This window comes from Candidatus Binatia bacterium, assembly GCA_036563615.1.
Taxonomy (GTDB): domain Bacteria; phylum Desulfobacterota; class Binatia; order UBA12015; family UBA12015; genus DATCMB01.
The window spans coordinates 696,221-722,260 of the sequence record DATCMB010000006.1 but is presented as its reverse complement, the minus strand read 5'-3'; the positions used below and the strand labels follow the sequence as shown (position 1 = coordinate 722,260).

Genomic DNA, 26,040 nt, shown 5'->3' with positions numbered 1-26,040 from the left:
GAGGCCCGAGGCAGCGCGCCCGACCCGCAGCACCATGGCCGCCTACATCGTCCGCCGTCTGATTCTGCTCTTGCCGACGCTGTTCGGCATCATGCTGCTCAACTTCGTCGTCATCAACGCGGCGCCGGGCGGACCCGTCGAGCAGATCCTGGCGCGCGTGCAGGACACCGCCGTGCAGGCGACGGCGCGGATCTCCGGCAGCCAGCGGGGCGAGGCCGGCGGCGGCGCGCAGCGCACCGGACCCACGTCGGCGACGAGCAGCAAGTACCACGGCGCGCGCGGCATCGACCCCGCGTTCATCGCCGAGCTCGAGCGCCAGTTCGGCTTCGACAAGCCGGCGCACGAGCGCTTCCTGCTCATGATGTGGAACTTCCTGCGCTTCGACTTCGGCGAGAGCTTCTTCCGCGATCGCTCGGTCGTGTCGCTGGTGATCGACAAGATGCCGGTGTCGATCTCGCTCGGCGTGTGGACGACGCTGCTCGTCTACCTGATCTCGATCCCGCTCGGCATCGCGAAGGCGGTGCGCGACGGCTCGCGCTTCGACGTCTGGACGTCGGCCGCGGTGATCGTCGGCAACGCGATCCCCGGGTTCCTCTTCGCGATCCTGCTGATCGTGCTGTTCGCCGGCGGACGCTACTTCGACTGGTTCCCGCTGCGCGGCCTCACCTCCGACAACTGGGCGGAGCTGAGCCTGTGGGGGAAGATCGTCGACTACCTCTGGCACATCACGCTGCCGGTGCTGTCGATGGTGATCGGCGGCTTCGCCGGGCTCACCATGCTGACCAAGAACTCGTTCCTCGACCAGATCAACCAGCAGTACGTCGTCACCGCGCGCGCCAAGGGTCTCACCGAGCGGCGCGTGCTCTACGGCCACGTCTTCCGCAACGCGATGCTGATCGTCATCGCGGGCTTTCCGGGCGCGTTCGTCGGCATGCTGTTCACCGGCGCGCTGCTCACCGAGGTGATCTTCTCGCTCGACGGCGTCGGGCTGCTCGGCTTCGAGGCGGCGATCAACCGCGACTACCCGGTGATGTTCGGCACCCTGTACTTCTTCACGCTCCTCGGCCTGCTCACCAAGCTGATCGAGGACCTGACCTACGTGCTCGTCGACCCGCGGATCGACTTCGAGCGGCGTGATTAAGCTCTCTCCCCTCGCCCGTCGCAGGCTCGCGAACTTTCGCCGCAACCGACGCGGCTACTGGTCGCTGTGGATCTTCCTCGGCCTGCTCCTCGTGAGCCTCAACGCCGAGCTGATCGCCAACGACCGCCCGCTGCTCGTGCGCTACGACGGGCGCTTCTACTTCCCGGTGTTCGTCTCCTACCCGGAGACCGAGTTCGGCGGCTTCTTCGCGACCGAGGCGGACTACACCGACCCGGCCGTGCAGGAGATGATCCGCGAGAAGGGCTGGATGATCTGGCCGCCGATCCCCTACAGCTACGACACGATCGTCCGCGACCTGCCGACGCCGGCGCCGTCACCGCCGACCTGGCAGAACTGGCTCGGCACCGACGACCAGGCGCGCGACGTCGCGGCGCGCCTGATCTACGGCTACCGCCTGTCGGTTCTCTTTGGCTTGACGCTGACGATCCTGAGCTCGATCATCGGCGTCGCCGCGGGCGCGGTGCAGGGCTACTTCGGCGGCCTCGTCGACCTGCTGTTCCAGCGCTTCATCGAGATCTGGTCCGGCCTGCCGACGCTCTACCTGCTGATCATCCTCGCGAGCCTGGTGACGCCGAGCTTCTGGTGGCTCCTGCTGCTGATGCTGCTGTTCAGCTGGATGACGCTCGTCGGCGTCGTGCGCGCGGAGTTCCTGCGCGCGCGCAACTTCGACTACGTGCGCGCCGCGCGCGCGCTCGGCGTCGCCGACCCGCGCATCATCTGGCGTCACGTGCTGCCGAACGCGATGGTAGCGACGCTCACCTTCCTGCCGTTCGTCACGAGCGGCGCCGTCGTGACGCTGACCGCGCTCGACTTCCTGGGCTTCGGTCTGCCGCCGGGCTCGCCCTCGCTCGGCGAGCTGCTCAAGCAGGGCAAGGACAACCTGCAGGCGCCGTGGCTCGGCTTCACGGGCTTCGTGACGATCGCGCTGATGCTGAGCCTGCTGGTCTTCATCGGCGAGGCGGTGCGCGACGCCTTCGATCCGCGCAAGACGTTCCGCGCCGAGGAGCCCGCCGAGGAGGCGAAGAAGAAGGGGCTCGCGCCGCGCCCGCTCGATCCGAAGGCGCAGCCGCACGCGACGGCCGAGCCGCAGGCGACGGCCGCCGCGCCCGGCGCCGCCTTCGGCTCACCCGCGTCGAGCGGCGGCGGCGCACCGGCGCTGCTCGAGATCCGTGACCTGCGCGTGCGCTTCGGCGCCGGCGCCTCTGCGGTCGACGCCGTGCGCGGCGTCTCGCTGACGGTCGAGCGCGGCGAGACGGTCGCGCTGGTCGGCGAGAGCGGCTCGGGCAAGTCGGTGACCGCGCTGTCGATCCTGCAGCTCCTGCCCTACCCGCTCGCGAGCCATCCGTCGGGCAGCATCCGCTTTCAGGGCACCGAGCTGCTCGGCGCCGACGCCAAGACCCTGCGCGCGATCCGCGGCGACCGGATCGCGATGATCTTCCAGGAGCCGATCAACTCGCTGAACCCGCTGCACACGATCGAGCGCCAGATCTCGGAGGCCGTGCTGCTGCACCGCGAGATGTCGGCGTCCGAGGTGCGCGCGCGCACGCTCGAGCTCCTGCACCTGGTCGGCATCCGCGACCCCGAGCGCCGGCTCGGCGCCTACCCGCACGAGCTCTCGGGCGGACAGCGTCAGCGCGTCATGATCGCGATGGCGCTCGCCAACGAGCCCGACCTGCTGATCGCCGACGAGCCGACCACCGCGGTCGACGTCACCATCCAGGCGCAGCTCCTCGAGCTGCTCGAGGACCTGCAGCGCCGCCTCGGCATGGCGATGCTGTTCATCACGCACGACCTCGGCATCGTGCGCCGCGTCGCCGACCGCGTGTGCGTCATGCGCGCGGGCGAGATCGTCGAGACCGGCGACGTGCAGACGCTGTTCTCCGCGCCGCAGCATCCGTACACGCGCGCCCTGCTCGCCGCCGAGCCGCGCGGCGAGCCCGCGCCGGTGCCCGAGAAGGCGCCCGTCCTGGTGCGCACGAGCGACCTCAAGGTCTGGTACCCGATCAAGAAGGGCGTACTGCGCCGCACCGTCGATCATGTCCGCGCCGTCGACGGCGTCACCGTCGAGGTGCGGGAAGGCGAGACGCTCGGCGTGGTCGGCGAGAGCGGCTCGGGCAAGACGACGCTCGGGCTCGCGCTCCTGCGCCTGATCGCGAGCGCCGGGCCGATCGAGTTCGCGGGACGCGAGATCGCGGGTCTGCGCTCGCGCGCGCTGCGTCCGCTGCGGCGCGAGATGCAGATCGTCTTCCAGGATCCGTACGGCTCGCTGAGCCCACGCATGTCGGTCGGGCAGATCCTCGAGGAGGGACTGCTCGTGCACGGGCTCGGCGGTGACGCGGCCGAGCGCGAGGAGCGGATCGCGCGCGCGCTCGTCGAGGTCGACCTCGACCCGGAGACCCGCCACCGCTACCCGCACGAGTTCTCCGGCGGACAGCGTCAGCGCATCGCGATCGCGCGCGCCATGGTGCTCGAGCCGCGCTTCGTCGTGCTCGACGAGCCGACCTCGGCGCTCGACGTGTCCGTGCAGGCGCAGATCGTCGAGCTGCTGCGCCGGCTGCAGGAGAAGCACCGCATCGCGTACCTCTTCATCAGCCACGACCTGCGGGTCGTGCGCGCGATGAGCCACCGGGTGCTGGTGCTCAAGGACGGACGCGTCGTCGAGCAGGGGACGGCGGACGAGATCTTCGCGTGCCCCCGGGACCCGTACACCCGGGCCCTGACGGCGGCGGCGTTCGACCTGCGGGTGGTCGCCGGCGCCGCGCAGTAGCCGGCGGAGCGCAGCAGCCGTTCGCGTCCAGCGCCAGCCGTCCGGAAGCGCAGGCCCCGACGACTCGCCCCTTCGGCCAGGCCTCCGGCGCGGCGCGGACGCCGTAGCAAAGTTCCACACGACGGGGACCGCGGGAACCGGCAGCCCGCTCACACCCCCGAATGGACCGTTCGCACACGGACCACTGCTCGATGCCTTGCGCACTACCCCGCACCTCGTGCATCCTGCCGCGGTCCGATTTGCGCCGGTAGCACCTTCATCCGGTAGCCCAAGGAGGGATCCCCATGACTTGGTCCACCCCCGCGCGCACCGCCGTCGCGCTGATCGCGTCGCTCGCCGTCGCGCTCACCGCCGCGCCGACGCGAGCGGCCACCTTCGTCAACTTCGAGACCGGTCAGGTGCGACCGCTCGCGATGTCACCCGACGGCTCGCGGCTGTTCGCGATCAACACGCCCGACAACCGTCTCGAGATCTTCGACATCGACGCGGGCGGTCTGACGCACGTGGGCTCGGTGAAGGTCGGCATGGAGCCGATCGCCGTCGCGGCCCGCTCGAACACCGAGGTGTGGGTGGTCAACCACCTCTCCGACTCGGTGAGCATCGTCGACGTCGGCTCGACGCCGCCGCGCGTGACGCGCACGCTCGCGACCTGCGACGAGCCGCGCGACATCGTCTTCGCCGGCCCGGGCAACAACCGCGCCTTCGTCACCACCGCGCGTCGCGGCCAGAACTGCCCGGTGCCCGCCGAGCTCACCACCGAGGGCATCGGCCGCGCCGTCGTGCAGGTGTGGGACGCGAACAACCTCGGCGCGAGCCTCAACGGCACGCCGCTCACCAACATCGTGCTCTTCGGCGACACGCCGCGCGCGCTCGCACGCAGCGCCGACGGCAGCACCGTCTACGCGGCGGTCTTCCACTCCGGCAACCAGACGACCGCGATCCTCGAGCAGCTCGTGTGTGACGGCGGCGCGGCGGCGGGTCCGTGCTTCACGGACGCCGGCCAGGCGCCGGGCGGTCTGCCGGCGCCGAACGTCGACGCGAACGGCGTCCCCGGCCCGGAGACCGGCCTGATTCTCAAGTACAACCGCGCGAACGGCCGCTGGGAGGACAACATCGGCCGCGACTGGACGCAGTCGGTGCGCTTCGACCTGCCCGACCTCGACGTCTTCGCGATCAACGCCTCGGCGGCGCTGCCCGCGGAGACGCAGAGCTTCCCGCACGTCGGCACGATCCTCTTCAACATGGTGACCAACCCGGTGACCGGGAAGGTCTACGTGAGCAACACCGACGCGCGGAACGAGGTCCGCTTCGAGGGCCCGGGCCTCACCAGCACGACCGTGCAGGGCCACCTGCACGAGGCGCGCATCACGGTGATCGACGGCTCGAACGTGCTGCCGCGCCACCTGAACAAGCACATCGACTACGACGTGCGGCCGGCGTCACCGTCGACCGCGCAGCACAGCCTCGCCACGCCGCTCGGCATGGCGGTGACGTCCGACGGCTCGAAGCTCTACGTCGCCGCGTTCGGCTCGAGCAAGATCGGCGTGTTCGACACGGCGGCGCTCGAGAACGACTCCTTCACGCCGAACGCCGCGAGCCACATCCAGCTCGCCGGCGGCGGTCCGACCGGGCTCGTGCTCGACGAGGCGCGCAACCGCCTGTACGTGCTGACGCGCTTCGACAACTCGATCGCGATCGTCGACCTCGCGAGCAACACCGAGGTCGACACGGTGGCGCTCTACAACCCCGAGCCGCCGGTGATCGTCAACGGCCGCCCGCTGCTCTACGACGCGTCGTTCACCTCGAGCAACGGCGAGGCGTCGTGCTCGAGCTGCCACATCTTCGCCGACTTCGACAGCCTCGCCTGGGACCTCGGCAACCCGGACGACGTCGTGCTCAACAACCCGCTGCCGTTCCGCATCGGCCCGCTCGGCATCCCGAAGGACTTCCACCCGCTCAAGGGTCCCATGACGACGCAGAGCCTGCGCGGCATGGCGAACCACGGCTCGATGCACTGGCGCGGCGACCGCACGGGCGGCAACGACCCGGATTCCGGTCCGTTCAACGAGATCCGCGCGTTCGAGAAGTTCAATCCCGCGTTCGTCGGCCTGATCGGCCGCACCTCCGAGCTCTCGGCGAGCGACATGCGCGCGTTCGCGGACTTCATCCTGACGGTGACCTACCCGCCGAACCCGATCCGCAACCTCGACAACTCGCTCACCGCGCAGCAGCAGGCCGGTCGCAACACCTACTTCGGGCGCGTCACCGACGTGCTGTTCAACTGCAACGGCTGCCACACGCTCGACCCGAACGTGAACCCGACGCCTGACGGCAGCTTCTCGGTGAACACCGGCTTCTTCGGCACCGACGGCTTCGGCACCTTCGAGGGCGAGCCGCAGATGTTCAAGGTCGCCCACCTGCGCAACGCGTACCAGAAGGTCGGCATGTTCGGCATCGCGCCGAGCCCGCACCTCGGACCGCAGGTCCGCGGCTTCGGCTTCCTGCACGACGGCGCCGTCGACACCGTCTTCAACTTCCTCGGCGCGGCCGTGTTCGACCTGAGCACGACGGAGCGGCGCAACCTCGAGGCCTTCACCCTGGCCTTCGACTCGAACCTGAAGCCGATCGTCGGCCAGCAGGTGACGCTGTCGAGCGCGGTGAACAACGCCACGGTGACCAACCGCATCACCCTGCTCAACCAGCGCGCCGCGGCCGGCGACTGCGACCTGGTCGTCCACACGACGATCGCGGGCGAGCCGCGCGGCGGCCTGCGGCTGCCCGACGGCACCTTCCAGCTCGACCGCGCAGACGATCCGACGCTCACCGATGCGCAGCTGCGCGCGATGGCGGTCGAGCCGGGTCAGGAGGTGACCTGGACCTGCGTGCCGCGCGGCTCGGGCGAGCGCATCGGCCTCGATCGCGACCTCGACGGTTTCTACGATCGCGACGAGCTCGACGCCGGCACGAACCCGGCCGACCCGCTCGACTTCCCCGGCGCGGTCGGCACGAGCGGCATCCGGACCGCAGCCCTGACGCTGACCGACGATCCGGTGCCGCCGTTCGATGCGCGCAAGCGCAAGATCCGCTTCCGCTCGGCGCCGAAGGGGCAGACGCCGAGCGGCGTCGTCCTGCCCGGCGCGGGCAGCATCGGCGACCCGACGCTGCACGGCGCGAAGCTCATCCTCTATCGCGCCGACGGCACCGGCGACGTGATCACGGTGAACCTGCCGGCGGCGCGCTGGCGCGCGATCGGCAAGAACGCCACGCGCTACGTCTACCGCGATCCGAAGGGCGTCGACGGACCGATCCGCTCGGTGAACCTCAACGCCAAGACGCTCGCGCTGAACGGCCAGGGCGAGCAGCTCCTGTCGCTCGCCAACGCGCCGCAGAACGAGGTCGCGGTGCGCTTCCAGCTCGGCGAGCTGGTGCAGCTCTGCGCCTCGGCTCCCGCCAAGGCGACCGGCAACCCACCCTCGACGGCGAAGTTCGACACGACGAGCAAGTTCGTCGGTGCTCCGCAAACGCCAGCGCCGCAGACGTGTCCGCCGCTGCCGGGTGTGGGGTCGGCTTCGCGAGCCTTCCTCGTCGAGACCCCGACGCTGGTCGACTTCTGACCTGACGGACGTGGTGCGGGCCGCGTGCCCGCACCACGTCCTTTCCGGGTTTGACGCGCCCTGACTCAAGCGTCGACCCTCCCTTGGCCGATGTGCGTCGTGGGTTCCCATGACGCTCCTTCGGCACCCTCGCGCCCTCTTCTCTTCGTTCCGTCGAACATCCACGACAGACGACCTGGGCTTTGCTGCAGCGCTCGTCCTCGCGCTGGAGATCGGTCGGATGTCGTCGCCGCCCGGCGCGGACGTGGTCGCGCCTGGGCCGGCGACGGGGCTGCTCTTGGCCGTGCTGGCGTGCAGCGAGACGCGCGCGTGGGCGCGACGGCTCGCGATCGGCGTGCTGGTCGGCGTCGCGCTCGGGATCGCGCACGGCCTCGCGCCGAGCGCGATCGTGTGCTTCGCCTGCGCACCCGCGTGCGCCGCGCTCGTCGGCGCGCTCCTCGTGCGACGCTGGTGCCCGGACGGAATCCGCCTCGAGCGCGTCCATGACGTTCGCATGCTGCTCGCCGTGGCGGTCGCGGCGGCGGGCGCCGGCGCGCTGCTGCGCGCGCTCGTCGTGGCGGTGGGATCGCACGTGGTCGCGCTCGCGCCACAGCTCCTCGCCTGGTGGACCCGCGACCTGCTCGGCATCGTGATCGTCGCGCCCTGCGTCCTCGCCTGGGAGACGCGGCCGCGGCGGCGCGCCGAGCTGCTCGAGTCGCTCGCGCTGCTGCTGGTGACGGTCGTCGCGGCGAGCGTCGCGCTGCCGCTGTCGCGCGGGCCGGCGCTGATGCCGCCGTTCGTGCTGCTACCGCTCGGCGTGTGGGCGGCCGCGCGGCTCGGGCCGTTCGTCGCCGCGCTCGTCGTGCTGGTGATCGCGCTGCGCGCCGCGGCGCGAAGCGCGTTCGGCTTCGGCGGGCTCGACGGTCTCGTCGCGGTGGCGCCGTCCGGGGAGGCGCTCGCGGCGACCTGGCTACCCGCCTTCCTCGCGGTGCTCGCGATCCCCGCGCAGCTCTTCGCGGCGTTCGCCGCCGAGCGGCGTCGCGCCGAGCGCGACCTGCGCGCGAGCGAGGAACGCTACGAGCTCGCCGTGCGCGGCTCGGACATCGGCATCTGGGACCACGACCTCCAGACCGGCGTGCAGTACTACTCGCCGCGCTACCGCGAGCTGCTCGGCTACCCGGCGGACACGACGGACCAGACCTTCGGCACCTTCGGCGCGCACATCCACCCCGAGGATCAGGCGCGCGTCGTCGAGACCATCCGGCGCCACCTGGCGGAGCACGTGCCGTACGACGTCGAGTACCGCGTGCGCACGCGCGACGGCAGCTACCGCTGGTTCCACTCGCGCGGCCAGGCGATCTGGGACGAGAACGGCGTGCCGGTGCGCATGGCGGGCTCGGTGCGCGACATCACCGAGAAGAAGGCGCTCGAGGAGGAGCTGCGCTCCGCGCGCGACGCGGCCGAGCGCGCGAGCCGCGCCAAGATCGAGTTCGTCGCCAACATGAGCCACGAGCTGCGCACGCCGATGAACGGCATCATCGGCTTCGCGCACCTGCTGCTCGACACCGACCTCACCGAGGAGCAGCGCGAGTTCGCGCAGACGATCAGCAGCTCCGCCGAGGGCCTGCTGACGATCATCAACGACATCCTCGACTTCTCGAAGATCGAGGCGCACAAGCTCTCGCTCGAGGCGGTCGACTTCGAGATCCGCGAGGTGTTCGACAGCGTGCTCGCGCTGCTCGCCGAGAAGGCGGCTGCGGGCGGCATCGAGCTCGCGGCGTTCGTCGACGACGCCGTGCCGCGCGTCGTGCGCGGCGATCCGGTGCGCTTCCGCCAGGTGGTGACCAACCTGGTCGGCAACGCCGTCAAGTTCACCGAGGCGGGCGAGGTCGTCGTGCGCTGCACGCTCGAGGAGACGAGCCGCGACACCGTGGTCGTGCGCGTCACGGTGGTCGACACCGGCATCGGCATCGCGCCCGAAGCGGTGCCGAGCCTGTTCGAGCCCTTCCGCCAGGGCGACCAGTCGACGACCCGCAAGTACGGCGGCACCGGCCTCGGCCTCACCATCTCGCGTCAGCTCGTCGAGCTGATGGGCGGCGAGATCGGCGTCACGAGCGAGCTCGGCAAGGGCAGCACCTTCTGGTTCACCGCGCGGCTCGGACAGGTGGCGACCGCGGCCGACGCGGACGAAGCGCAGCCCGTGCGCGCGCGCGTGCTGATCGTCGACGACAGCGCGACGATCCGCGTCTGGCTCACCTCGCGGCTCGCGGCGCACGGCATGGAGCCCTCGGCGGTCGAGAACGGCCAGCTCGCGCTGCAGCTCCTGCGGCGCGCGGCGGCGCACGGCACGCCGTACGACATCGCGATCCTCGACCTGGTCATGCCCGGCATGGACGGCATCGCGCTCGCCCGCAAGATCAAGGCGGATCCGATGCTGTGCTCGATGCCGCTCGTGATGCTCACCGCGGTCAACGACAGCCGCTGGGCGACGGAGGCCGAGCGCGCCGGCATCGCCGCCTGCCTCGTCAAGCCGGTGCGCGAGCAGAAGCTCGTCGCCTGCCTCGAGAACGTCCTCGAGACGACGAAGCAGAGAAACGGCGCGTCGGACGCGCGCCTGCCGCGGCTCGCCGCGCCGCGCCGCAACGGCGCGCAGCGCCGGTCACGGCCGCGCATCCTGGTCGCCGAGGACAATCCGATGAACGTCCGCGTCGCGCTGCGCATCCTCGAGCGCCTGGGCTGCGACGCCGACGCCGTGTCGACCGGCCGTGCGGCGGTCGAGGCGATGGGCGACGGCCGCTACGACGCGGTGCTGATGGACTGGCAGATGCCCGAGATGGACGGCCTCGAGGCGGCGCTCGCGATCCGCGCGCGCGAGACCTCCGGCCGCCACACGCCGATCATCGCGATGACCGCGAGCATCATGGAGGGCGACCGCGAGGCCTGCCTCGCGGCGGGCATGGACGACCACGTCGCGAAGCCGGTGCGGCCCGACGAGCTGAAGGTCGTCCTCGATCGCTGGCTCGGACCGCGCGAGCCGCGCGAGCTTTCGGCCTGACGCGCCCTACTGCTGCAGCAGCTCGCGCAGCAGCTCGGGCTTGCGCGCCGCGCTGCGCGCGGTCGCGAGCGTGATCTGCGAGCGTCGCACGAGGTCGGCGAGCGACGCCTCGAGCGTCACCATGCCGTCGCCGCGACCGGTCTGGATGTCGTCGCCGATCTGGTGACCGCGTCCCTCACGAATCTTGTGTGCGACGGCGTGCGTGACGTGCAGCCGCTCGAGCGCCGGGACGAGCCGGCCGGGCTGCATGCCCGGCAGCAGCACCTGGGTGACGATCGCACGCAGCGCGCCCGCGAGCTGACCGCGCACCTGGTCCTGCTGGTGCGGCGGAAAGGCGTCGATGATGCGGTCGACGGCCATCGCGGCGCTGCCCGAGTGCAACGTCGAGAAGACCAGGTGCCCGGTCTCCGCCGCGGTCAGCGCCGCGGCGAAGGTCTCGGCGTCGCGCATCTCGCCGACCAGGATGACGTCCGGGCTCTCGCGCATCGCCGCGCGCAGACCGGCCGCGAAGCTCTCGACGTCGCGCCCGACCTCGCGCTGGTGGAAGAGGCAGCGCTGGCCGACGTACTCGAACTCGACCGGATCCTCGATGGTCACGACGTGGCGCGAGCGCGTCTCGTTGAGGTGCTGCAGCAGCGCGGCGAGCGTCGACGACTTGCCGGAGCCGGTCGGGCCGACGAACAGCACGAGGCCGTCGGAGAGCTCGCTCAGCGTCGCGAGATCGGGCGGCAGGCCGAGCTCGGCGAGCGAGCGGATGCGGCGCAGCGGCCGGATCGCCGCCGCGAGCCCGCCGCGGTGCCGGAACACGTTGACCCGCAGCTTGTGCCCCTCGACGTGCAGCCCGATGTCGACGCTGCCGTGCGCGTCGAGGCGCGCCCGCTGCGCGTCGTCGAGCGCGAAGAGCGCGAGCAGCGACGCCTCGTCGAAGCGCGAGGCCGGCAGCTCGTGCAGCTCGCCCGAGACGCGCATCCGCGCGTCGGTCGCGCTCGACACGAAGAGGTCGGTCGCCTCGGCGACGACGGCGCGGGTGACGAGCTCGACGAAGCGCGCGGTCGCGAGCGGGTCGGCGGCGGCCGGCGGCGGGGCGGCGGGCGAAGCCATCGTCCCGGCCGCCGCGAACGCCGCGGGCGTCGTGCGACCGGCGCCAGGAGCGAGCGTGGCGCTGGACGCCGGCGTCGCCGTCGCCGCCGCTGCGGCCACGCCCTGCCCCACGTCGGCGCGCCGGAACACCATCCGGTGCGGCTCCTCGATCTCGACCTCGAACTCGACGGTGCCGCTCTTGCCGGCGAACACGTAGCGATCGCTCGTTCCGGTCGCGCGCAGCTCGGCGATGAAGCGCTGCAGCAGCTCGGCGCCGAGCGGCGGCATCGACAGCGGCTTGAGCTCGCCGCCGCGCGTCAGCTCGGGCGCCTTGCCCTCGACGAGCGTCAGCGTGTCGGCGCCCTGCGCGACCAGCAGATTCAGAAGTCCGTCGACCGCGGCCATGCGCTGCATCATCCCGGAGATCCGCGCGACGTGCCACCGCCGCGCCACGCGGCACGCGGCCTCGCGTCGGCATCCATGGACGGCGCGCGTCCCGTCCGCGCCGGGCGACGTCCCGAGGCCGCCGGAAGCCCTCGGGTGCTCGCCTTCGCCAGCGCTCCTGGGCTATGGAGGCCGCCATGCCGCTCCTCGACGGAAAGGTCGCGATCGTCACCGGCGCCGGCCGCGGCCTCGGGCGCGAGGAGGCGCTCGCGCTCGCGGCGGCGGGCGCGCGCGTCGTCGTCAACGACGTCGGGACGTCGCTCGCGGGCGACGGCGCCGACCGCTCGCCGGCGGACGAGGTGGTGCGGGAGATCCAGAGCGCCGGCGGCCACGCGGTCGCGAACTACGAGGACGTCGCGAGCTGGGACGGCGCGCGGCGCACGATCGAGCAGGCGTACGACACCTGGGGCAAGCTCGACGTCCTGGTCAACAACGCGGGCGTGCTGCGCGACCGGATGAGCTTCAACATGACCGAGGAGGAGTTCGACCTCGTCCTCCGCGTGCACTGCAAGGGCCACTTCGCGATGACGCGCCACGCCTGCGCGCGCTGGCGCGAGATCGCGAAGAGCGGCGGCGCCGTCTACGGGCGGATCATCAACACGGCGTCGGAGGCCGGCCTCCTCGGCTCGGCGGGCAACAGCAACTACGCGATGGCGAAGGCCGCGATCGCAGCGCTGACCATCAGCATCGCGCGCGAGATGGGCAAGTACGGCGTGACCTCGAACTTCATCGCGCCGCGCGCGCGCACGCGCATGACGGAGTCGATGCCGAACGGCTCGATGTTCGCGAAGCCCGAGTCGGGCTTCGATGCCTTCCATCCGGCCTGGCCCGCGCAGCTCGTCGTCGCGCTCGCCAGCGAGGCGGCGGGCGACATCAACGGCCAGGGCTTCATCGTCTGGGGCGGAGAGGTGACGCTGGTTCGCGGCTGGCACGTCGCGGGGAAGATCGAGAAGCAGGGCGAGGCGCTCGGCGCCGAGGAGATCCTCGCCCGCAAGGACGAGCTCTTCGGCACGAACCCGCGCCAGCCAACGTACATGTAGAGACGGCGACGCCTGCACGTCGCGCTTCGCGCACCTCGACTACGCCTGCCTGCCGAGCGAGGGCTGCCGTCCGAGCGTCTGCGGCGACGGCATCGTCGATCGGAAAATGGCGAGAGCTGCGAGCCGCCCGGTACCGGCCAGTGCTTCTACGGATCGAAGCTCTGCCTCCTGATCGCCGGGAGCGGATACTCCGGCCACTGCGAGGGCGAGGCGCCGTGCTTCGAGGGCGACGAGCTCGATTGCCGCGTCCCCGGCTCGTGCGTCGACGAGCCGATCGATCCGCTGCCGCTCTGCTGCCAGATCGCGTCGGGCGGCTGCTACGACACGGTGGCGACGACGGCGGGCGCGATCGGTGCGTTCGACTGCGGGGGGCTCGAGCTTCCCGAGCAGGGTGTCTGCGTCGCGACGGCGGCGGCCGCCCCCGCTGCCGCCGTCGCGACGCGAACGCGCCAGACCTAGCGCCGCAGCGACCAGGTCGTCGTGCCGTCCGGGCGATCCTTGAGGTCGATCCCCGCGCTCGTCAGACGGTCGCGGATCGCGTCGGCGGTCTTGAAGTCGCGCGCCTTGCGCGCCGCGTTGCGCTCGGCGATCAGCGCCTCGATCTCGGCGTCGGACAGCCCGGCGGCCGCGGCCTGAGCGCCGCGCCACGCGGCGAGCGTCTCCTCGGGCGGCAGCTGCAGGATGCCGAACAGCGCGCCCGCCTCGCGCAGCGCGGCCGCGACCGCGCGCGCCTCGGCGGCCTTGCCGGCGTCGAGCAGGCGGTTCGCGGCCCGTACCCCCTCGTGCAGCGCGGCGACGGCGCGCGGGGTGTTGAGGTCGTCGGCGAGCGCGGCGCGGAACTCGGTCGCGCACGCCTGCGCCTCGGCGACGTCGGTCGCGACGTTCCCGCCCGCCGCGTCGCAGCGCGCGAGCGTCTCGTACATGCGCACCACCGCGCTGCGCGCCTCGGCGACGCCCTCCTCCGAGAAGTCCATCGGGCTTCGGTAGTGCGTCTGCAGCAGGAACAGGCGCAGCGCGTCCGCCGGGTGGCGGGTCAGCGCGTCGCGGATGGTGACGAAGTTGCCGAGCGACTTCGCCATCTTCTCGGAGCCGCGGCGCAAGAACGAGACGTGCACCCAGTGCGTCGCGAACGGCTTGTCGTAGGCGGCCTCGGATTGCGCGATCTCGTTCTCGTGGTGCGGGAAGACCAGGTCCTCGCCGCCGCCGTGCAGGTCGAACGGCTGGCCGAGGTAGCGCGTGCTCATCGCGGAGCACTCGATGTGCCAGCCGGGACGGCCGGGTCCGAACGGGCTGTCCCACGACGGCTCGCCCGGCTTCGCCGCCTTCCAGAGCGCGAAGTCGCCGGGATTGCGCTTGTGCTCGCCGACCTCGACGCGGGCGCCCGCCATCAGGTCCTCGAGCTTGCGGTGCGAGAGCTTGCCGTACGACGGAAACGCGGTGACGTCGAAGTAGACGTCGCCCTGCGCGCGGTAGGCGATGCCACGCTCCTCGAGGCGCTGGATGAGCGCGATCATGTCCTCGATGTGCAGCGTCGCGCGGGGCTCGAAGCTCGGTTTGCGGCAGCCGAGCGCCGCGATGTCGGCGGAGAACGCCTCGCACATCTCGGCGCCGAGCTGCGCGGCGCTGACGCCGGTCGCGTTGGCGCGCTCGATGATGCGGTCGTCGACGTCGGTGAAGTTGCGCACGTAGGTGACGCGCAGCCCCTGCGCCTCGAGGTAGCGCATCACGACGTCGAACAGGACGTAGACCCGAGCGTGCCCGACGTGCGCGAGGTCGTACACCGTCACGCCGCAGACGTACATGCGGACGTGGCCGGGCTCGCGCGTCGTGAGCGGCTCGATGCGGCGCGTGAGCGTGTTGTAAAGCGAGATCGGGGAACCCGGAGGCATCCGGTTTGGGTACCACGGGATGCCGCGACGGGCGAGACACGAATGCAACGTCGTTGCAACGCCCGGTTGCGGCGGCCCGACCGGGCGCTCGCGTCGCCGCGCCTTCCGCGCCGGCAGGCGTCTTGCTGATCCGCCGACCGACGGCGAACGGACAGGAGGTGAGCGGATGGCGACCCCAGCGAAGAAGCGGAGCGCGCGCGAGCGCGCGACCGCACGCGGCCGGGCGAAGGACAAGCCCCGTGCGGCGTCCCGCGCCCGGCGCGGCGCGCAACGAGCGAGCGGACGCGCGGCGACGACGGCCGAGCGCGGCAACGGTCCGCGCCGCTGGTCGGCCGGCGTCACGCGCTCGAGCAACGCGCTCGACCTCGAGCCCGGCGTCTTCAAGCTGCGCGATCCGAAGGCCGTCGCGCGCTCGCTCGAGCGCTCCGCAAGGCGGAGCACGCGCCGCAAGTCCGACCCGTACCGCTCGGCGATGTCGATGCTGACCTTCTACCTGAACCGCGCCGGGCGGAACGTCGAGGCGCGGCAGCGGCGCGTGCTCGAGCGGGCGAAGGACGAGCTGCGGCGCCTGTTCGGACGCGAGCCGGGCGCGGCGCGCCGGCGCGCGTAGGGCGTCGGCTCGGGCACGATCGCCGGGCTCGTCCAGGGCGTCGTCGAGCCCCGTCGATCGATGGCCGTCCGTCTAGGCCATCGTCCCGATCGTGCTGCGGAAGCGCAGCGCCGCGATCGTGAACAGGACGCCGCCGATCGCGGCCAGCGCCGCGAACTGCGGCCAGGCGACGTCGAGGCCGCCGGCACGGTAGAGGATCGCCTGCGACAGCAGCACGAAGTGCGTCGTCGGCGCGGCGAGCATGATCGTCTGCACGATCTCGGGCATGCTCTCGCGCGGCGTCGCCCCGCCGGAGAGCAGCTCGAGCGGCAGCAGCACGAGGATCGTCAGCAAGCCGAGCTGCGGCATCGAGCGCGCGATCGTGCCGAGAAAGATGCCCATCGAGGTCGTGGCGAAGAGGTTGAACGCGACGCCGAGCAGGAAGAGCGGGATCGAGCCCTCGATCGGCACCTCGAGCAGCCCCTGCACCACCGCGAAGAGCGAGCCGGTGCACGCGATCAGGACGACGAGCGCCATCGACCAGACCTTCGCCGTCATGATCTCGAAGGGCGTCACCGGCATCGCGAGCAGGTGCTCGATCGTCCCGTGCTCGCGCTCGCGGATCAGGGCGGCGCCCGTCAAGATGATCGACAGCATCGTCACCTGATTGACGAGCTCGATGATCGCCCCGAACCAGCGCTTGTTGAGCTCCGGGTTGAAGCGGGCGCGGATCGCGAGGCCGACCGGCGTCTCCGGCTCCGTGCGGACCCCCTGCAGGAACGCTCGGATCTCGCCGAGCACGATCGCCTGGACGTACGCGCTGCCGGTGAACGCCTGGCTCATCCGCGTCGCGTCGACGTTGAGCTGGATCGCCGGCGAGCGTCCCGCGAGCACGTCGCGCTGGAAGTTCGGCGGGATGTCGAGCGCGAACGTGTCGAGGCCCTCGTCCATGCGCGCGTCCATCTCCGCGGGACCGATCTGCACCGGCGGCAGGAAGTACGGCGGATAGAACGCGCTGATGATCCGCTCGGAGAGCGGCGAGCCGTCCTCGTCGACGATCGCGATCGGCGCCTTGGTCAGCGTCTCCGGCGCCGCCGTCGAGGCGACGTAGATCGAGAAGGTGAACGCCCAGACGATCAGGACGAGCAGGATCGGGTCGCGGAGCAGGCTCCGGATCTCCTTGACGCCGAGATGAAAGATGTGCCCCGAGCGCATGCTCAGCTCTCCTGCTTCTTCAGGAACACGGCGCTGAGCCCGAGCACGAGGGGCGTCGCGACGAGCAGCGGGACGAAGGAGCTCTCGAGCTCGCCGAAGCCGAGCGCCTTCGAGAAGACGCCGCGCGAGATCGTCAAGTAGTGGGTCGTGGGGTAGATCCGGCCGATGAACGCTCCCGCGCCCTCGAGCGACGACACCGGATCCATCATCCCGGAGAACTCCGCCGCGGGGAGGATGGTCAGGATCGCGGTGCCGAAGATCGCCGCGATCTGGCTGCGCATGAAGCACGAGATGAGGAGGCCGATCGCCGTCGCCGCGGAGACGTAGAGGAAGGTCGCGACGAAAAGCGCGAGGAAGCTGCCCTTCAGCGGCACGCCGAAGGCGGTCACCGCGAGCAGCGCGAGGAGCAGGAAGTTCAGCACCCCCATCACGACGTAGGGCGCCTGCTTGCCGAGCAGGAACTCGAGCGGGCGGGTCGGCGTGACGTAGAAGTTGACGATCGAGCCGAGCTCCTTCTCGCGCACGACGCTGAGCGCCGCGAGCATCGCCGGGATCAGCATCAGGAGCAGCGGGATCACCGCGGGCACCATCGCGACGATGCTCTCGACGTTCGGGTTGTAGCGGAAGCGGATCTCGATCGTCGCGAGGTCGTTCCCGGCGACGCTCGACGCCTGCGCCGCGCGCCGCGCGAGCCAGAGCGCGTGCATCGACTCGACGTAGCTGCGCACCGTCTCTGCGCGCATCGGCATTGCGCCGTCGATCCAGGCGCCGATCTCGACGCGCCGTCCGCGCGCGAGGTCGCGCGCGAAGTTCGGCGGGATCTCGATCGCGAGCGCGAGCCGACCGGAGCGCATGCGCCGGTCGAGGTCGTCGTAGTCGGCGAGCGGCGGCTGCTCGATGAAGTAGCGCGAGCCGGCGAGGTTCCAGACGTACTCGCGGCTCGTGCCCGTCTGGTCGCGGTCGAGGACGGCGAAGGTCAGCTCCTCGACGTCGAGGCTGATCCCGTAGCCCATGATGAAGAGCAGCAGGACGCTGCCAAGCCCCGCGAGCGTGAGGCGGATCGGGTCGCGACGCAGCTCGAGCGACTCGCGCCGCGCGTAGCTCAGCGCGCGCCGCAGATCGAAGCGTCGCGGGCGCGCGTGCGCGGACGACGGCGCTGCCATCTCGGTCGGAGCAGCGGACGCCGACGCCGGCAGCGCCGTCTCCGTCGCGGCGGCGGACGGCGCCTCCGCCTCTGCTTCCGCCGGCTCCCCGGCGACGTCGTCCTTCGTGCCGCCCTCCTCCGCCGCCTCCTCGAGCACGCGGATGAACGCGTCCTCGAGCGTCGCCGCGCCGTAGCGCTCGACGATCGCCGCCGGGGTGTCGCTGATCAGCACGCGCCCGGCGTGCATCAGCGAGATCCGGTCGCAGCGCTCGGCCTCGTTCATGAAGTGCGTCGAGAGGAAGATCGTCACCCCGTCGTTGCGCGACAGATCGATCAGCGACTGCCAGAAAAGGTCGCGCGCGATCGGATCGACGCCGGAGGTCGGCTCGTCGAGGATCAGCATCTCCGGGCGGTGCACCGTCGCGACGGCGAGCGAGAGACGCTGACGCTGGCCGAGCGGCAGCGAGCTCGCGAGCTCGTCGAGGATGCCCTCGAGGTCGAAGCGGCGCGCCATCTCGGCGACGCGCGGCCCGATCTCGCTCTCCGGCATCTCGAACAGACGCGCGTGCAGGACGAGGTTCTGCCGGACGGTGAGCTCGGAGTAGAGCGAGAACGACTGCGTCATGTAGCCGACCCGCCGGCGCGTCTCGAGGTCGCGCGCGTCGACCTCCCGTCCGAAGAGCGACGCGCTGCCCTCGCTCGCCGGCAGGAGACCGGTCAGCATCTTCATCGTCGTCGTCTTGCCGCAGCCGTTCGAGCCCAGGAAGCCGAAGATCTCGCCGCGCTCGATGCGGAAGCTCACCCGGTCGACGGCGACGAAGTCGCCGAAGCGCTTGGTCAAGCCGTGCGCCTCGATCGCGACCTCGGTCGTCGCCGCGCTCCGCGGCGGGATGCGGACCGCGACGTGGCTGCGCCGCAGATCCTCCGGAAGCAGCGCGATGAAGGCGTCCTCGAGCGAGTCGGCTCCGGTGCGCGCGAGGATCTCGGCGGGCGTGCCGGTCGCGAGCACGCGTCCCGCGTTCATCGCGACGAGCCAGTCGAAGCGCTCCGCTTCCTCCATGTACGCCGTCGCGACCACCACGCTCATCCCCGGACGGCGCGCGCGGATGTCGTCGATCAGCTCCCAGAACTGGCGGCGCGAGAGCGGATCCACGCCGGTCGTCGGCTCGTCGAGGACCAGCAGATCGGGATCGTGGATCAGCGCGCAGCACAGCCCGAGCTTCTGCTTCATGCCGCCCGAGAGCTTGCCGGCGGGACGGTCGACGAACGGCGCGAGCCCGGTGCTCTTCGTCAGCGCCGCGATGCGGCGCTCGCGCTCGGCGCGGTCGTGCCCGAAGAGGCGTCCGAAGAAGTCGATGTTCTCGTAGACCGAGAGCGTCGGGTAGAGGTTCTTGCCGAGACCCTGCGGCATGTAGGCGATGCGCGGCTGCACCCTGGCGCGGTGCGCGGGGTCGGCGATGTCGCCGCCCAGCACCTCGACGCTGCCGCTCTGGATCGCGCGCGCGCCCGCGACCAGCGACAGCAGGCTCGACTTGCCGACGCCGTCGGGACCGATCAGCCCGACCATGACGCCGGCGGGCAGATCGAGGTCGACGTCGCGCAGCGCGTGGGCCGTCTTGTACGCGAGCGAGACGCCGCGGAGCCGCGCGACCGCCGCGTCCGCCCCGCGCTCCGGGCCGTCGCCGGTGGCGCGGCTCGGCGGCGTCGCGCTCATCCCGGAAGCCGGACGGCGAGCTCGGGCGGCCACTCGACGTTCGGATCGAGCCGGACGTAGGCCATGCCCGGGACGCCGGTCTTCACGTGCTCGACGTACTTCCTGAGCAGCTCCGGCGGGATCTTTGCCTTGACGCGGAAGGTGAGCTTCTGTCGCTCCTCTTCCGTCTCGACCGTCTTCGGCGTGAACTGCGCGACGTCCGAGACGAACGTCGCCTTCGCCGGGATCACGTACTGCGGGATCGCGTCGAGGACGATCCGCACCTCCGAGCCGATCGCGACGCGCCCCGCCGCGGCGGTCGGCAGGAAGAAGGTCATGTAGACGTCGGTCAGATCGACGAGGTTCAGCACGCGGCCGCCCGCCGCGAGCACCTCGCCCGGCTCGGCGACGCGGTACTGCACGCGGCCGTCGCGCGGCGAGCGCAGCGTGCTGTCCTCGATGTCCGCCTGGATGCGCTGGATCGTCGCCTGCACCGCTTCCACCTCGGCGCGCGCCTGGATGACGTTCGACTGCGCCACGCCGATCGCGGCGTCGGCGGCGGCGGACTGCGCCTCGGCGGCGCTGACCGCGGCGCGCGCACCCTCGTAGCGGGCGCGAACCTCGTCGAGCTCCTCGCGCGAGCTCACGCGGCTCTTCGCGAGCGCGTCGATGCGCTCGAAGTTCTTGCGCGCCGCCTCGAGCTCGGCCTGACGCTGCGCGATCAGCGCGAGGGCGGCGTTCTTCTCCGCCTGCCGCTGCGCGACGATGCTCTCCGCGGTCTCGACGGCGACGATCGCCTGCTGGAGCTGGGCCTTGGCCTGGCGGAGCTGCGCCTCGAGGGTCGCGGTGTCCATCTTCGCCAGCACCTGACCCGCCGAGACGTAATCGCCCTCGTCGACGAAGATCGCCTCGATGCGGCCGGCGATCTTGGTCGCGATGTCGATCTCGGTCGCTTCGATCCGGCCGTTGCTCGACGCGATGCCGTCGGGCAGCCGCGCCGGCCGCACGACGCGCACGAGACCCCAGATCCCCAGGACGACGACGACGAGGAGCGCGATCCTCCGCAGCCAGGTCCTGCTCACGAAGGACTCGGACACCACCCGGGCTCGGGCTCACGCTCGCGCATCGAGCGCACGGTATCGCCTCCGTCCCGGTGCGGCAACGCGCAGGCGCCTACTCTTCGGACTCGCGCAGCCTTGCGAGCACGCTCAGGTCCTCGAGCGTGGTGGTGTCGCCGACGCTCTCCTTGCCGCTCGCGATGTCGCGCAAGAGTCTGCGCATGATCTTGCCGCTGCGGGTCTTCGGCAGCGCGTCGGTGAAGCGGATGTCGTCGGGCTTGGCGAACGCGCCGATCTCCTTCGCGACGTGCTCGCGCAGCTCGTTCTTGAGCCCCTCCGAGGGCTGGTAGTTGCCCTCGAGGGTGACGAAGGCGGCGAGCGCCTGGCCCTTCACCGGGTCGGGGCGGTCGACCACCGCCGCTTCCGCGACCGCGCGGTGCGACACCAGCGCGCTCTCGACCTCCATCGTGCCGAGGCGGTGCCCGGCGACGTTCACCACGTCGTCGATGCGGCCCATCACCCAGTAGTAGCCGTCGTCGTCGCGGCGGGCGCCGTCACCGGTGAAGTAGTTGCCCGGGATCTCGCTCCAGTATTGCTTGACGTAGCGCTCGGGGTCGCCGTAGACGGTGCGCAGCATGCCGGGCCAGGGCTTGCGGATCACCAGCAGCCCGCCCTGGTTCTTGCCGACGCTCTTGCCCTCGCGGTCGACGACGTCGGGGAAGATGCCGGGCAGCGGCAGCGTGCCGGAGCCGGGCTTGGTCGGCGTCGCGCCGGGCAGCGGCGAGATCATGATGCCGCCGGTCTCGGTCTGCCACCAGGTGTCGACGATCGGGCAGCGGCCGCCGCCGATCTTCTCGTGGTACCACATCCACGCTTCGGGATTGATCGGCTCGCCGACCGTGCCGAGCAGACGCAGCGACGAGAGGTCGTGCTTCGCGGGCCACTCCTCGCCCCACTTGACGACGGAGCGGATCAGCGTCGGCGCCGTGTAGAGGATCGTCACCGCGTACTTCTCGACGATCTCCCAGATGCGGTCGGGACGCGGATGGTTCGGCGCGCCCTCGTACATGATGGTCGTCGCGCCGTTCGCGAGCGGGCCGTACACCAGGTAGCTGTGCCCGGTCACCCAGCCGATGTCGGCGGTGCACCAGTAGGTGTCGGTGTCCTTGAGGTCGAAGACGAGCTTCGTGCTGTAGGTGACGTGCGTCAAGTATCCGCCCGTCGTGTGCACGACGCCCTTCGGCTTGCCGGTCGTACCGCTCGTGTAGAGGATGAACAGCGGCTGCTCGGAGTCGAGCGGCTCGGGCTCGCACTTCGCCGACGCGCGCGCCATCTCCTCGTGCCACCAGCGGTCGCGGCCCGGCGCCATCGGAACGTTCTCGCCCGTGCGGCGCACGACCAGCACGGTCTCGACCGACGGACAGCCCGTCAGCGCCGCGTCGACGTTCGCCTTGAGCGGCACGATCGAGCCGCGCCGCCAGCCGCCGTCGGCGGTGATCACCACCTTGGCCTGCGCGTCGTTCATGCGGTCGCGCACCGCCTCGGCGGAGAAGCCGCCGAAGACGATCGAGTGCGTCGCACCGATGCGCGCGCACGCGAGCATCGCGATCGCGAGCTCGGGGATCAGCGGCATGTAGAGGCCGACGCGGTCGCCCGCCTTGACGCCGAGCGCCTTCAGCACGTTCGCCGCCTGGCAGACCTCGTGGTGGAGCTGCTGGTAGGTGAGCGTCCGCGAGTCGCCCGGCTCGCCCTCCCAGATCAGCGCGGCCTTGTTGCGACGCCAGGTGCCGAGGTGCCGGTCGAGGCAGTTGTAGGTGGCGTTGATCTTGGCGCCGACGAACCACTTGGCGAACGGCGGCTGCCAGTCGAGCACCTTGGTCCACGGCTCGAACCAGTCGAGCTGCGAGCTCGCGATCCCCGCCCAGAAGCCCTCGGGGTCCTTCTCCGCCGCCGCGTACATCTTCTCGTAGTCGGCGAACGACTTGACGTGCGCCTCGCGCGCGAACGCCTCGGGCGGCGGGAACTTGCGGTCCTCCTTGAGGACGGACTCGATCACGGTCTTGGCTTCGCTCATGGCTCCCTCGCTGATGGCACGTCCGGCAACTCTCACGAAGCCGGCGGACCCGGTCAAGCGCGTCCTGCGCGGGCGACGAAGCGCCGCGTCAGCAGGCCGCGGCCTCGTACCGCCCCTGGCTGCGCCCCCCGCGCAGCACGCTCCAGACGACGATGCCCGCCGTCCACTTGCTCGCGACCCCGATGGCGAGCAGGTCCCAGCTGAAGAGGTGGGCGAGGACGAGGAACACCACGGTGTCGACCGGCGCGCTCGCCCCCGTCGACAGCAGCACGCGGTCCGCGAACGGTCGCTCCGTCACGGTGTAGACGAGCCAGTCGACGGTCTCGCTGACCGCGAACGCGGTCGCGCTGGCGAGCGCCACCTCCGGCGACCCGAGCGCGTAGGACAGCACCGCCGCGAGCCCCATCAGCAGCAGGCAGGCGTGTCCCCAGACCCGCTGCGCGTAGTCGCGCAGCACGAGCACGCTGCCGACCAGCAACGACCAGAACCAGTCGTGCTCGGGGTAGAGGCTGAACCCGACGTTGAGCGCGACGACGATCCCGACGTACGGGATCGCCGTGCGCGCACGCGGTCCCCAGTTCAGAGGATGTGCTGCGCGACGATCTCGCGATTCCACGTCGCGTCGCCGAACGTCACCTCGGAGCTCTTCGCACGCTTGAAGTAGATGTGCATGTCGTGCTCCCAGGTGAAGCCGATGCCGCCGTGGATCTGGATGCCCTCGCCGGCGACCGTGCGGTAGGCGTCGGAGCAGTAGGCCTTCGCCATCGCCGCCGCGAGCGGCGCCTCCGGCACGTCGTTCGCGACCGCCCAGGCCGCGTAGTACGTCGCCGACTTCGAGCTCTCGACCTGCACCATCATGTTGGCGCACTTGTGCTGGATCGCCTGGAACGAGCCGATCGGCTTGCCGAACTGCTCGCGCACCTTGGCGTAGGCGACCGACATGTCGAGCACCTGCTGGGCGCCGCCGCACGCCTCGGCGCAGAGCGCGACCTTGCCGCGGTCCGAGAGGCGCTCGATCGTCTTCCAGCCCTCGCCTTCCTTGCCGACGAGCGCGTCCTTGCCGACCTCGACGCCCGTCAGGACGACCTCGGCGAGCTTGCGCGTCTGGTCCATCGTCTTGAGCGGCGTGCGCTTGACGCCGGACGCGTTCGCGTCGACGCAGAAGAGGCTCACGCCGTCCTTGCCCGCGGTGCCGGGCTTGCGCGCGGCGACGATGATCAGCTCGGCGATGTGCCCGTCGGGGACGAAGAGCTTCGTGCCGTCGAGGCGGTAGCCGCCGCTGGTCGCGGTCGCGGTCGCGGCGATGCCCTCCGCGTCCCAGCGTCCCGAGGGCTCGAGCAGCGCCACGGTGGCGAGCAGGTCACCCGACGCGATGCGGGGCAGGTACTTCTGCTTCTGCTCCTCGCTGCCGGCGTCGAGCAGCGTGAACCCCGCGTAGACCGCCGTCGACAGGAACGGTCCGGGCAGCACGACGCGCCCCATCTCCTCGAGCACCACGACGAGGTCGACGAAGTCGAGCCCCGCGCCGCCGTACTGCTCGGGAAGGATCAGGCCCTGCCAGCCCAGCTCCGCCATCTTCTTCCACAGCTCCGGCGAGTGCCCGGACTCGTCGTCCATCATCTTGCGGACGAGCGTCATCGGGCACTCCTTGGCGAGGAAGTCCTTCGCCGACTGGCGGAGCATCTCCTGGTCTTCGCTGAAGCCAAAGTCCATGCGGGTACGTCTCCTATGGAACGCGCGGGCGCGCCTTCCAGAAGTAGTTCTTCATACCGAAGCCGTCGTGGTAGCGGCGAAACGTGAGCTCCACGGGCATGTCGATCTCGATCTCGTCGGGCGAGCAGTCGGTGAGCTCCATCAGCACGCGGCCGCCGCCGTCGAGGTCGATGACCGCGCTCACGACCGGACCGTCGGGTGACTCGGCGACGTGGTCGACGACGAAGGTGAACACCTTGCCGGTCCGTTTGAGCTTGACGGGCTCGAGCCCGCTGCGGTCCGAGCACTCGATGCAGACGCGGTGCGGCGGGTACTGCACCGTGCCGCAGGCCTTGCAGCGCCCGCCGTAGAGCGGCAGCAGCGTCTTGCGGTCGCGGAACAGCACGACCGGCGTCGACTGCGTCTGCGCCGGCGCGTCCTTCTTCAGCAGCCGGCGGAAGCGCAGGTACTTGCCGTACGACGGAAGCGTGCGCTTGACCTCGATCTGCTCGGCGACGCCGCGCTGCGGACGGAAGCGCGACACGCCGTCGGTCGCGCGCAGCAGGATCGCGTCGGCGCCGTCGCCGACGCCGACGACGAGGATCTGGTCGCCCGGCTTCGCCTGCTCGAGCGTCGCCGACAGCAGCAGCAGCGGCTGCGCGCAGCCGACGTCGCCGATCGTTCCCCACAGGGTGTCGGCGAGCTGCTTCTTCGCGTCGAGGCCGAAGCCTTTCGCGACGCCTTGCGGCGCGCGCGGGTTGGGCCCGGCGATGACGACCGAGGACAGCGCCGCGGGCTCGATCTTGGTCTTGGCGAGGATCGCCTGCAGCACCGCCGCGAGCTGGCGCCCGTAGCCGAGCTTCAGGTCGAAGCCGGGAAAGCTCTTGACGTACGCCTGCTCGTCGGTGCGGAAGCTGCCGAGGAACTCGTCGGACAGGCTCACGGTCTCGACGATCTCGGCGAGCACGTCGTCGCGCCCGACCACCACCGCGGCGCCGCCGTCGCCGTTCGACTGCTCGTTCATCGAGTCCGGCTCGGGCGTGCGGCAGTCGCCGGCAGCGACCAGCACCTTGCGCGCGCCCGCCTTCACCTGGTCGATCGCGGCGAGCAGCGCCGTCGTCGCGGCGCGCAGCGAGTCGGTGACGTCGGCCGTGCGGATCTCCTCGCGGCAGTCGAGCACCGCGGCGAGCGTCGCCGCCACCTGCTTCTCGCGGTACGGCGACGTGGTCGAGGCGAACAGCACGCCGTCGAGGTCGGGGACCTCGCCCGCAGCGAAGCAGTTCAGCGCCGCGCCGACGGCGAGCGTCAGGCTGTCCTCGTCGTGGCTCGCGACCGCCTTCTCGCCGCCCATCGAGAAGCCGCCCCACTCGCCCGCGATCAGCTCGCGCGGCAGCCGCGCCTTCGGAACGTAGGCGCCGTGCGCGGAGATGCCAATCGAGCCCATCGTCGTCATGCGGGAGCGTGGAGACAGAGCTTTTTCGGGCAGAACCTGCCCGGGCGGGGACTCCGTACTCGGCAGATCGGTTACTACGCTGCGCTTGCCGA

The 26,040-nt window shown here is 71.1% G+C and carries 15 protein-coding genes and 1 pseudogene; 7 read left to right on the top strand and 9 right to left on the bottom strand.

The window, feature by feature from the left end:
• The first annotated feature begins 34 nt into the window (after positions 1 to 34).
• The 5 genes and pseudogenes from VIS07_06100 (at position 35) to VIS07_06080 (ending at position 10,577) form a co-directional block, all read left to right on the top strand.
• Positions 35 to 1,141 carry a microcin C ABC transporter permease YejB gene (locus VIS07_06100; protein HEY8515063.1) on the top strand — a complete coding sequence of 369 codons (1,107 nt, stop codon included), beginning with the start codon at positions 35 to 37 and terminating at the stop codon, positions 1,139 to 1,141.
• Positions 1,134 to 2,141 (top strand): annotated as a pseudogene (locus VIS07_06095) (ABC transporter permease). Before VIS07_06100 ends, VIS07_06095 begins: the two are co-directional and overlap by 8 nt.
• Before the next feature lie 201 nt (positions 2,142 to 2,342).
• Positions 2,343 to 3,929, top strand: coding sequence for an ABC transporter ATP-binding protein (locus VIS07_06090; protein HEY8515062.1), 1,587 nt, complete (start codon positions 2,343 to 2,345; stop codon positions 3,927 to 3,929).
• Positions 3,930 to 4,213: 284 nt separating this feature from the next.
• Positions 4,214 to 7,543: a hypothetical protein gene (locus tag VIS07_06085; GenBank protein ID HEY8515061.1), complete on the top strand. Its 3,330-nt coding sequence runs from the start codon at positions 4,214 to 4,216 to the stop codon at positions 7,541 to 7,543.
• A 220-nt stretch (positions 7,544 to 7,763) separates the two neighbouring features.
• Positions 7,764 to 10,577, top strand: a complete 2,814-nt coding sequence (locus VIS07_06080; GenBank protein ID HEY8515060.1) for a response regulator — start codon at positions 7,764 to 7,766, stop codon at positions 10,575 to 10,577.
• 6 nt (positions 10,578 to 10,583) lie between these two features.
• Here the strand turns inward: VIS07_06080 and VIS07_06075 are convergent, their stop codons facing one another.
• Positions 10,584 to 12,074: a PilT/PilU family type 4a pilus ATPase gene (locus VIS07_06075; GenBank protein ID HEY8515059.1), complete on the bottom strand. Its 1,491-nt coding sequence runs from the start codon at positions 12,072 to 12,074 to the stop codon at positions 10,584 to 10,586.
• Between the two features lie 164 nt (positions 12,075 to 12,238).
• Here VIS07_06075 and VIS07_06070 point away from each other — a divergent pair, with 164 nt between their 5' ends.
• Positions 12,239 to 13,141, top strand: coding sequence for an SDR family NAD(P)-dependent oxidoreductase (locus VIS07_06070; protein ID HEY8515058.1), 903 nt, complete (start codon positions 12,239 to 12,241; stop codon positions 13,139 to 13,141).
• A 455-nt stretch (positions 13,142 to 13,596) separates the two neighbouring features.
• On the opposite strand, the gene cysS is transcribed toward VIS07_06070, so the two are convergent.
• Complete coding sequence (gene cysS, locus VIS07_06065) at positions 13,597 to 15,030, bottom strand: cysteine--tRNA ligase (protein HEY8515057.1); 1,434 nt, start codon at positions 15,028 to 15,030, stop codon at positions 13,597 to 13,599.
• Positions 15,031 to 15,196: 166 nt separating this feature from the next.
• On the opposite strand from cysS, the gene VIS07_06060 reads away from it, so the two are divergent.
• On the top strand, positions 15,197 to 15,640 hold the full coding sequence (locus VIS07_06060; protein HEY8515056.1) for a DUF3175 domain-containing protein: 444 nt from the start codon (positions 15,197 to 15,199) through the stop codon (positions 15,638 to 15,640).
• A 72-nt stretch (positions 15,641 to 15,712) separates the two neighbouring features.
• Here VIS07_06060 and VIS07_06055 read toward each other — a convergent pair whose 3' ends face one another.
• The 7 genes from VIS07_06055 to VIS07_06025 all read right to left on the bottom strand — a co-directional run bounded on the left by VIS07_06055 (position 15,713) and on the right by VIS07_06025 (position 25,939).
• A complete protein-coding gene (locus VIS07_06055; protein ID HEY8515055.1) occupies positions 15,713 to 16,834 on the bottom strand; it encodes an ABC transporter permease in 1,122 nt (373 codons plus the stop codon).
• A gap of 2 nt (positions 16,835 to 16,836) precedes the next feature.
• Complete coding sequence (gene rbbA, locus VIS07_06050) at positions 16,837 to 19,692, bottom strand: ribosome-associated ATPase/putative transporter RbbA (GenBank protein HEY8515054.1); 2,856 nt, start codon at positions 19,690 to 19,692, stop codon at positions 16,837 to 16,839.
• The gene (locus VIS07_06045; GenBank protein ID HEY8515053.1) at positions 19,689 to 20,705 is read right to left on the bottom strand and encodes an HlyD family efflux transporter periplasmic adaptor subunit; all 1,017 of its coding nucleotides are present in this window, start codon (positions 20,703 to 20,705) and stop codon (positions 19,689 to 19,691) included. The genes rbbA and VIS07_06045 overlap by 4 nt, the downstream gene beginning before the upstream one ends.
• A 139-nt stretch (positions 20,706 to 20,844) precedes the next feature.
• Positions 20,845 to 22,803 (bottom strand): acetate--CoA ligase, encoded by a 1,959-nt coding sequence (gene acs / locus VIS07_06040; GenBank protein HEY8515052.1) that lies wholly within the window; start codon positions 22,801 to 22,803, stop codon positions 20,845 to 20,847.
• A gap of 88 nt (positions 22,804 to 22,891) precedes the next feature.
• The gene (locus VIS07_06035; protein ID HEY8515051.1) at positions 22,892 to 23,419 is read right to left on the bottom strand and encodes a VUT family protein; all 528 of its coding nucleotides are present in this window, start codon (positions 23,417 to 23,419) and stop codon (positions 22,892 to 22,894) included.
• Positions 23,383 to 24,516 carry an acyl-CoA dehydrogenase family protein gene (locus VIS07_06030; protein ID HEY8515050.1) on the bottom strand — a complete coding sequence of 378 codons (1,134 nt, stop codon included), beginning with the start codon at positions 24,514 to 24,516 and terminating at the stop codon, positions 23,383 to 23,385. Before VIS07_06030 ends, VIS07_06035 begins: the two co-directional genes overlap by 37 nt.
• 13 nt (positions 24,517 to 24,529) lie before the next feature.
• Entirely contained in the window at positions 24,530 to 25,939 is a 1,410-nt protein-coding gene (locus VIS07_06025; GenBank protein ID HEY8515049.1) for an OB-fold domain-containing protein, read from the bottom strand.
• Positions 25,940 to 26,040 lie beyond the last annotated feature (101 nt).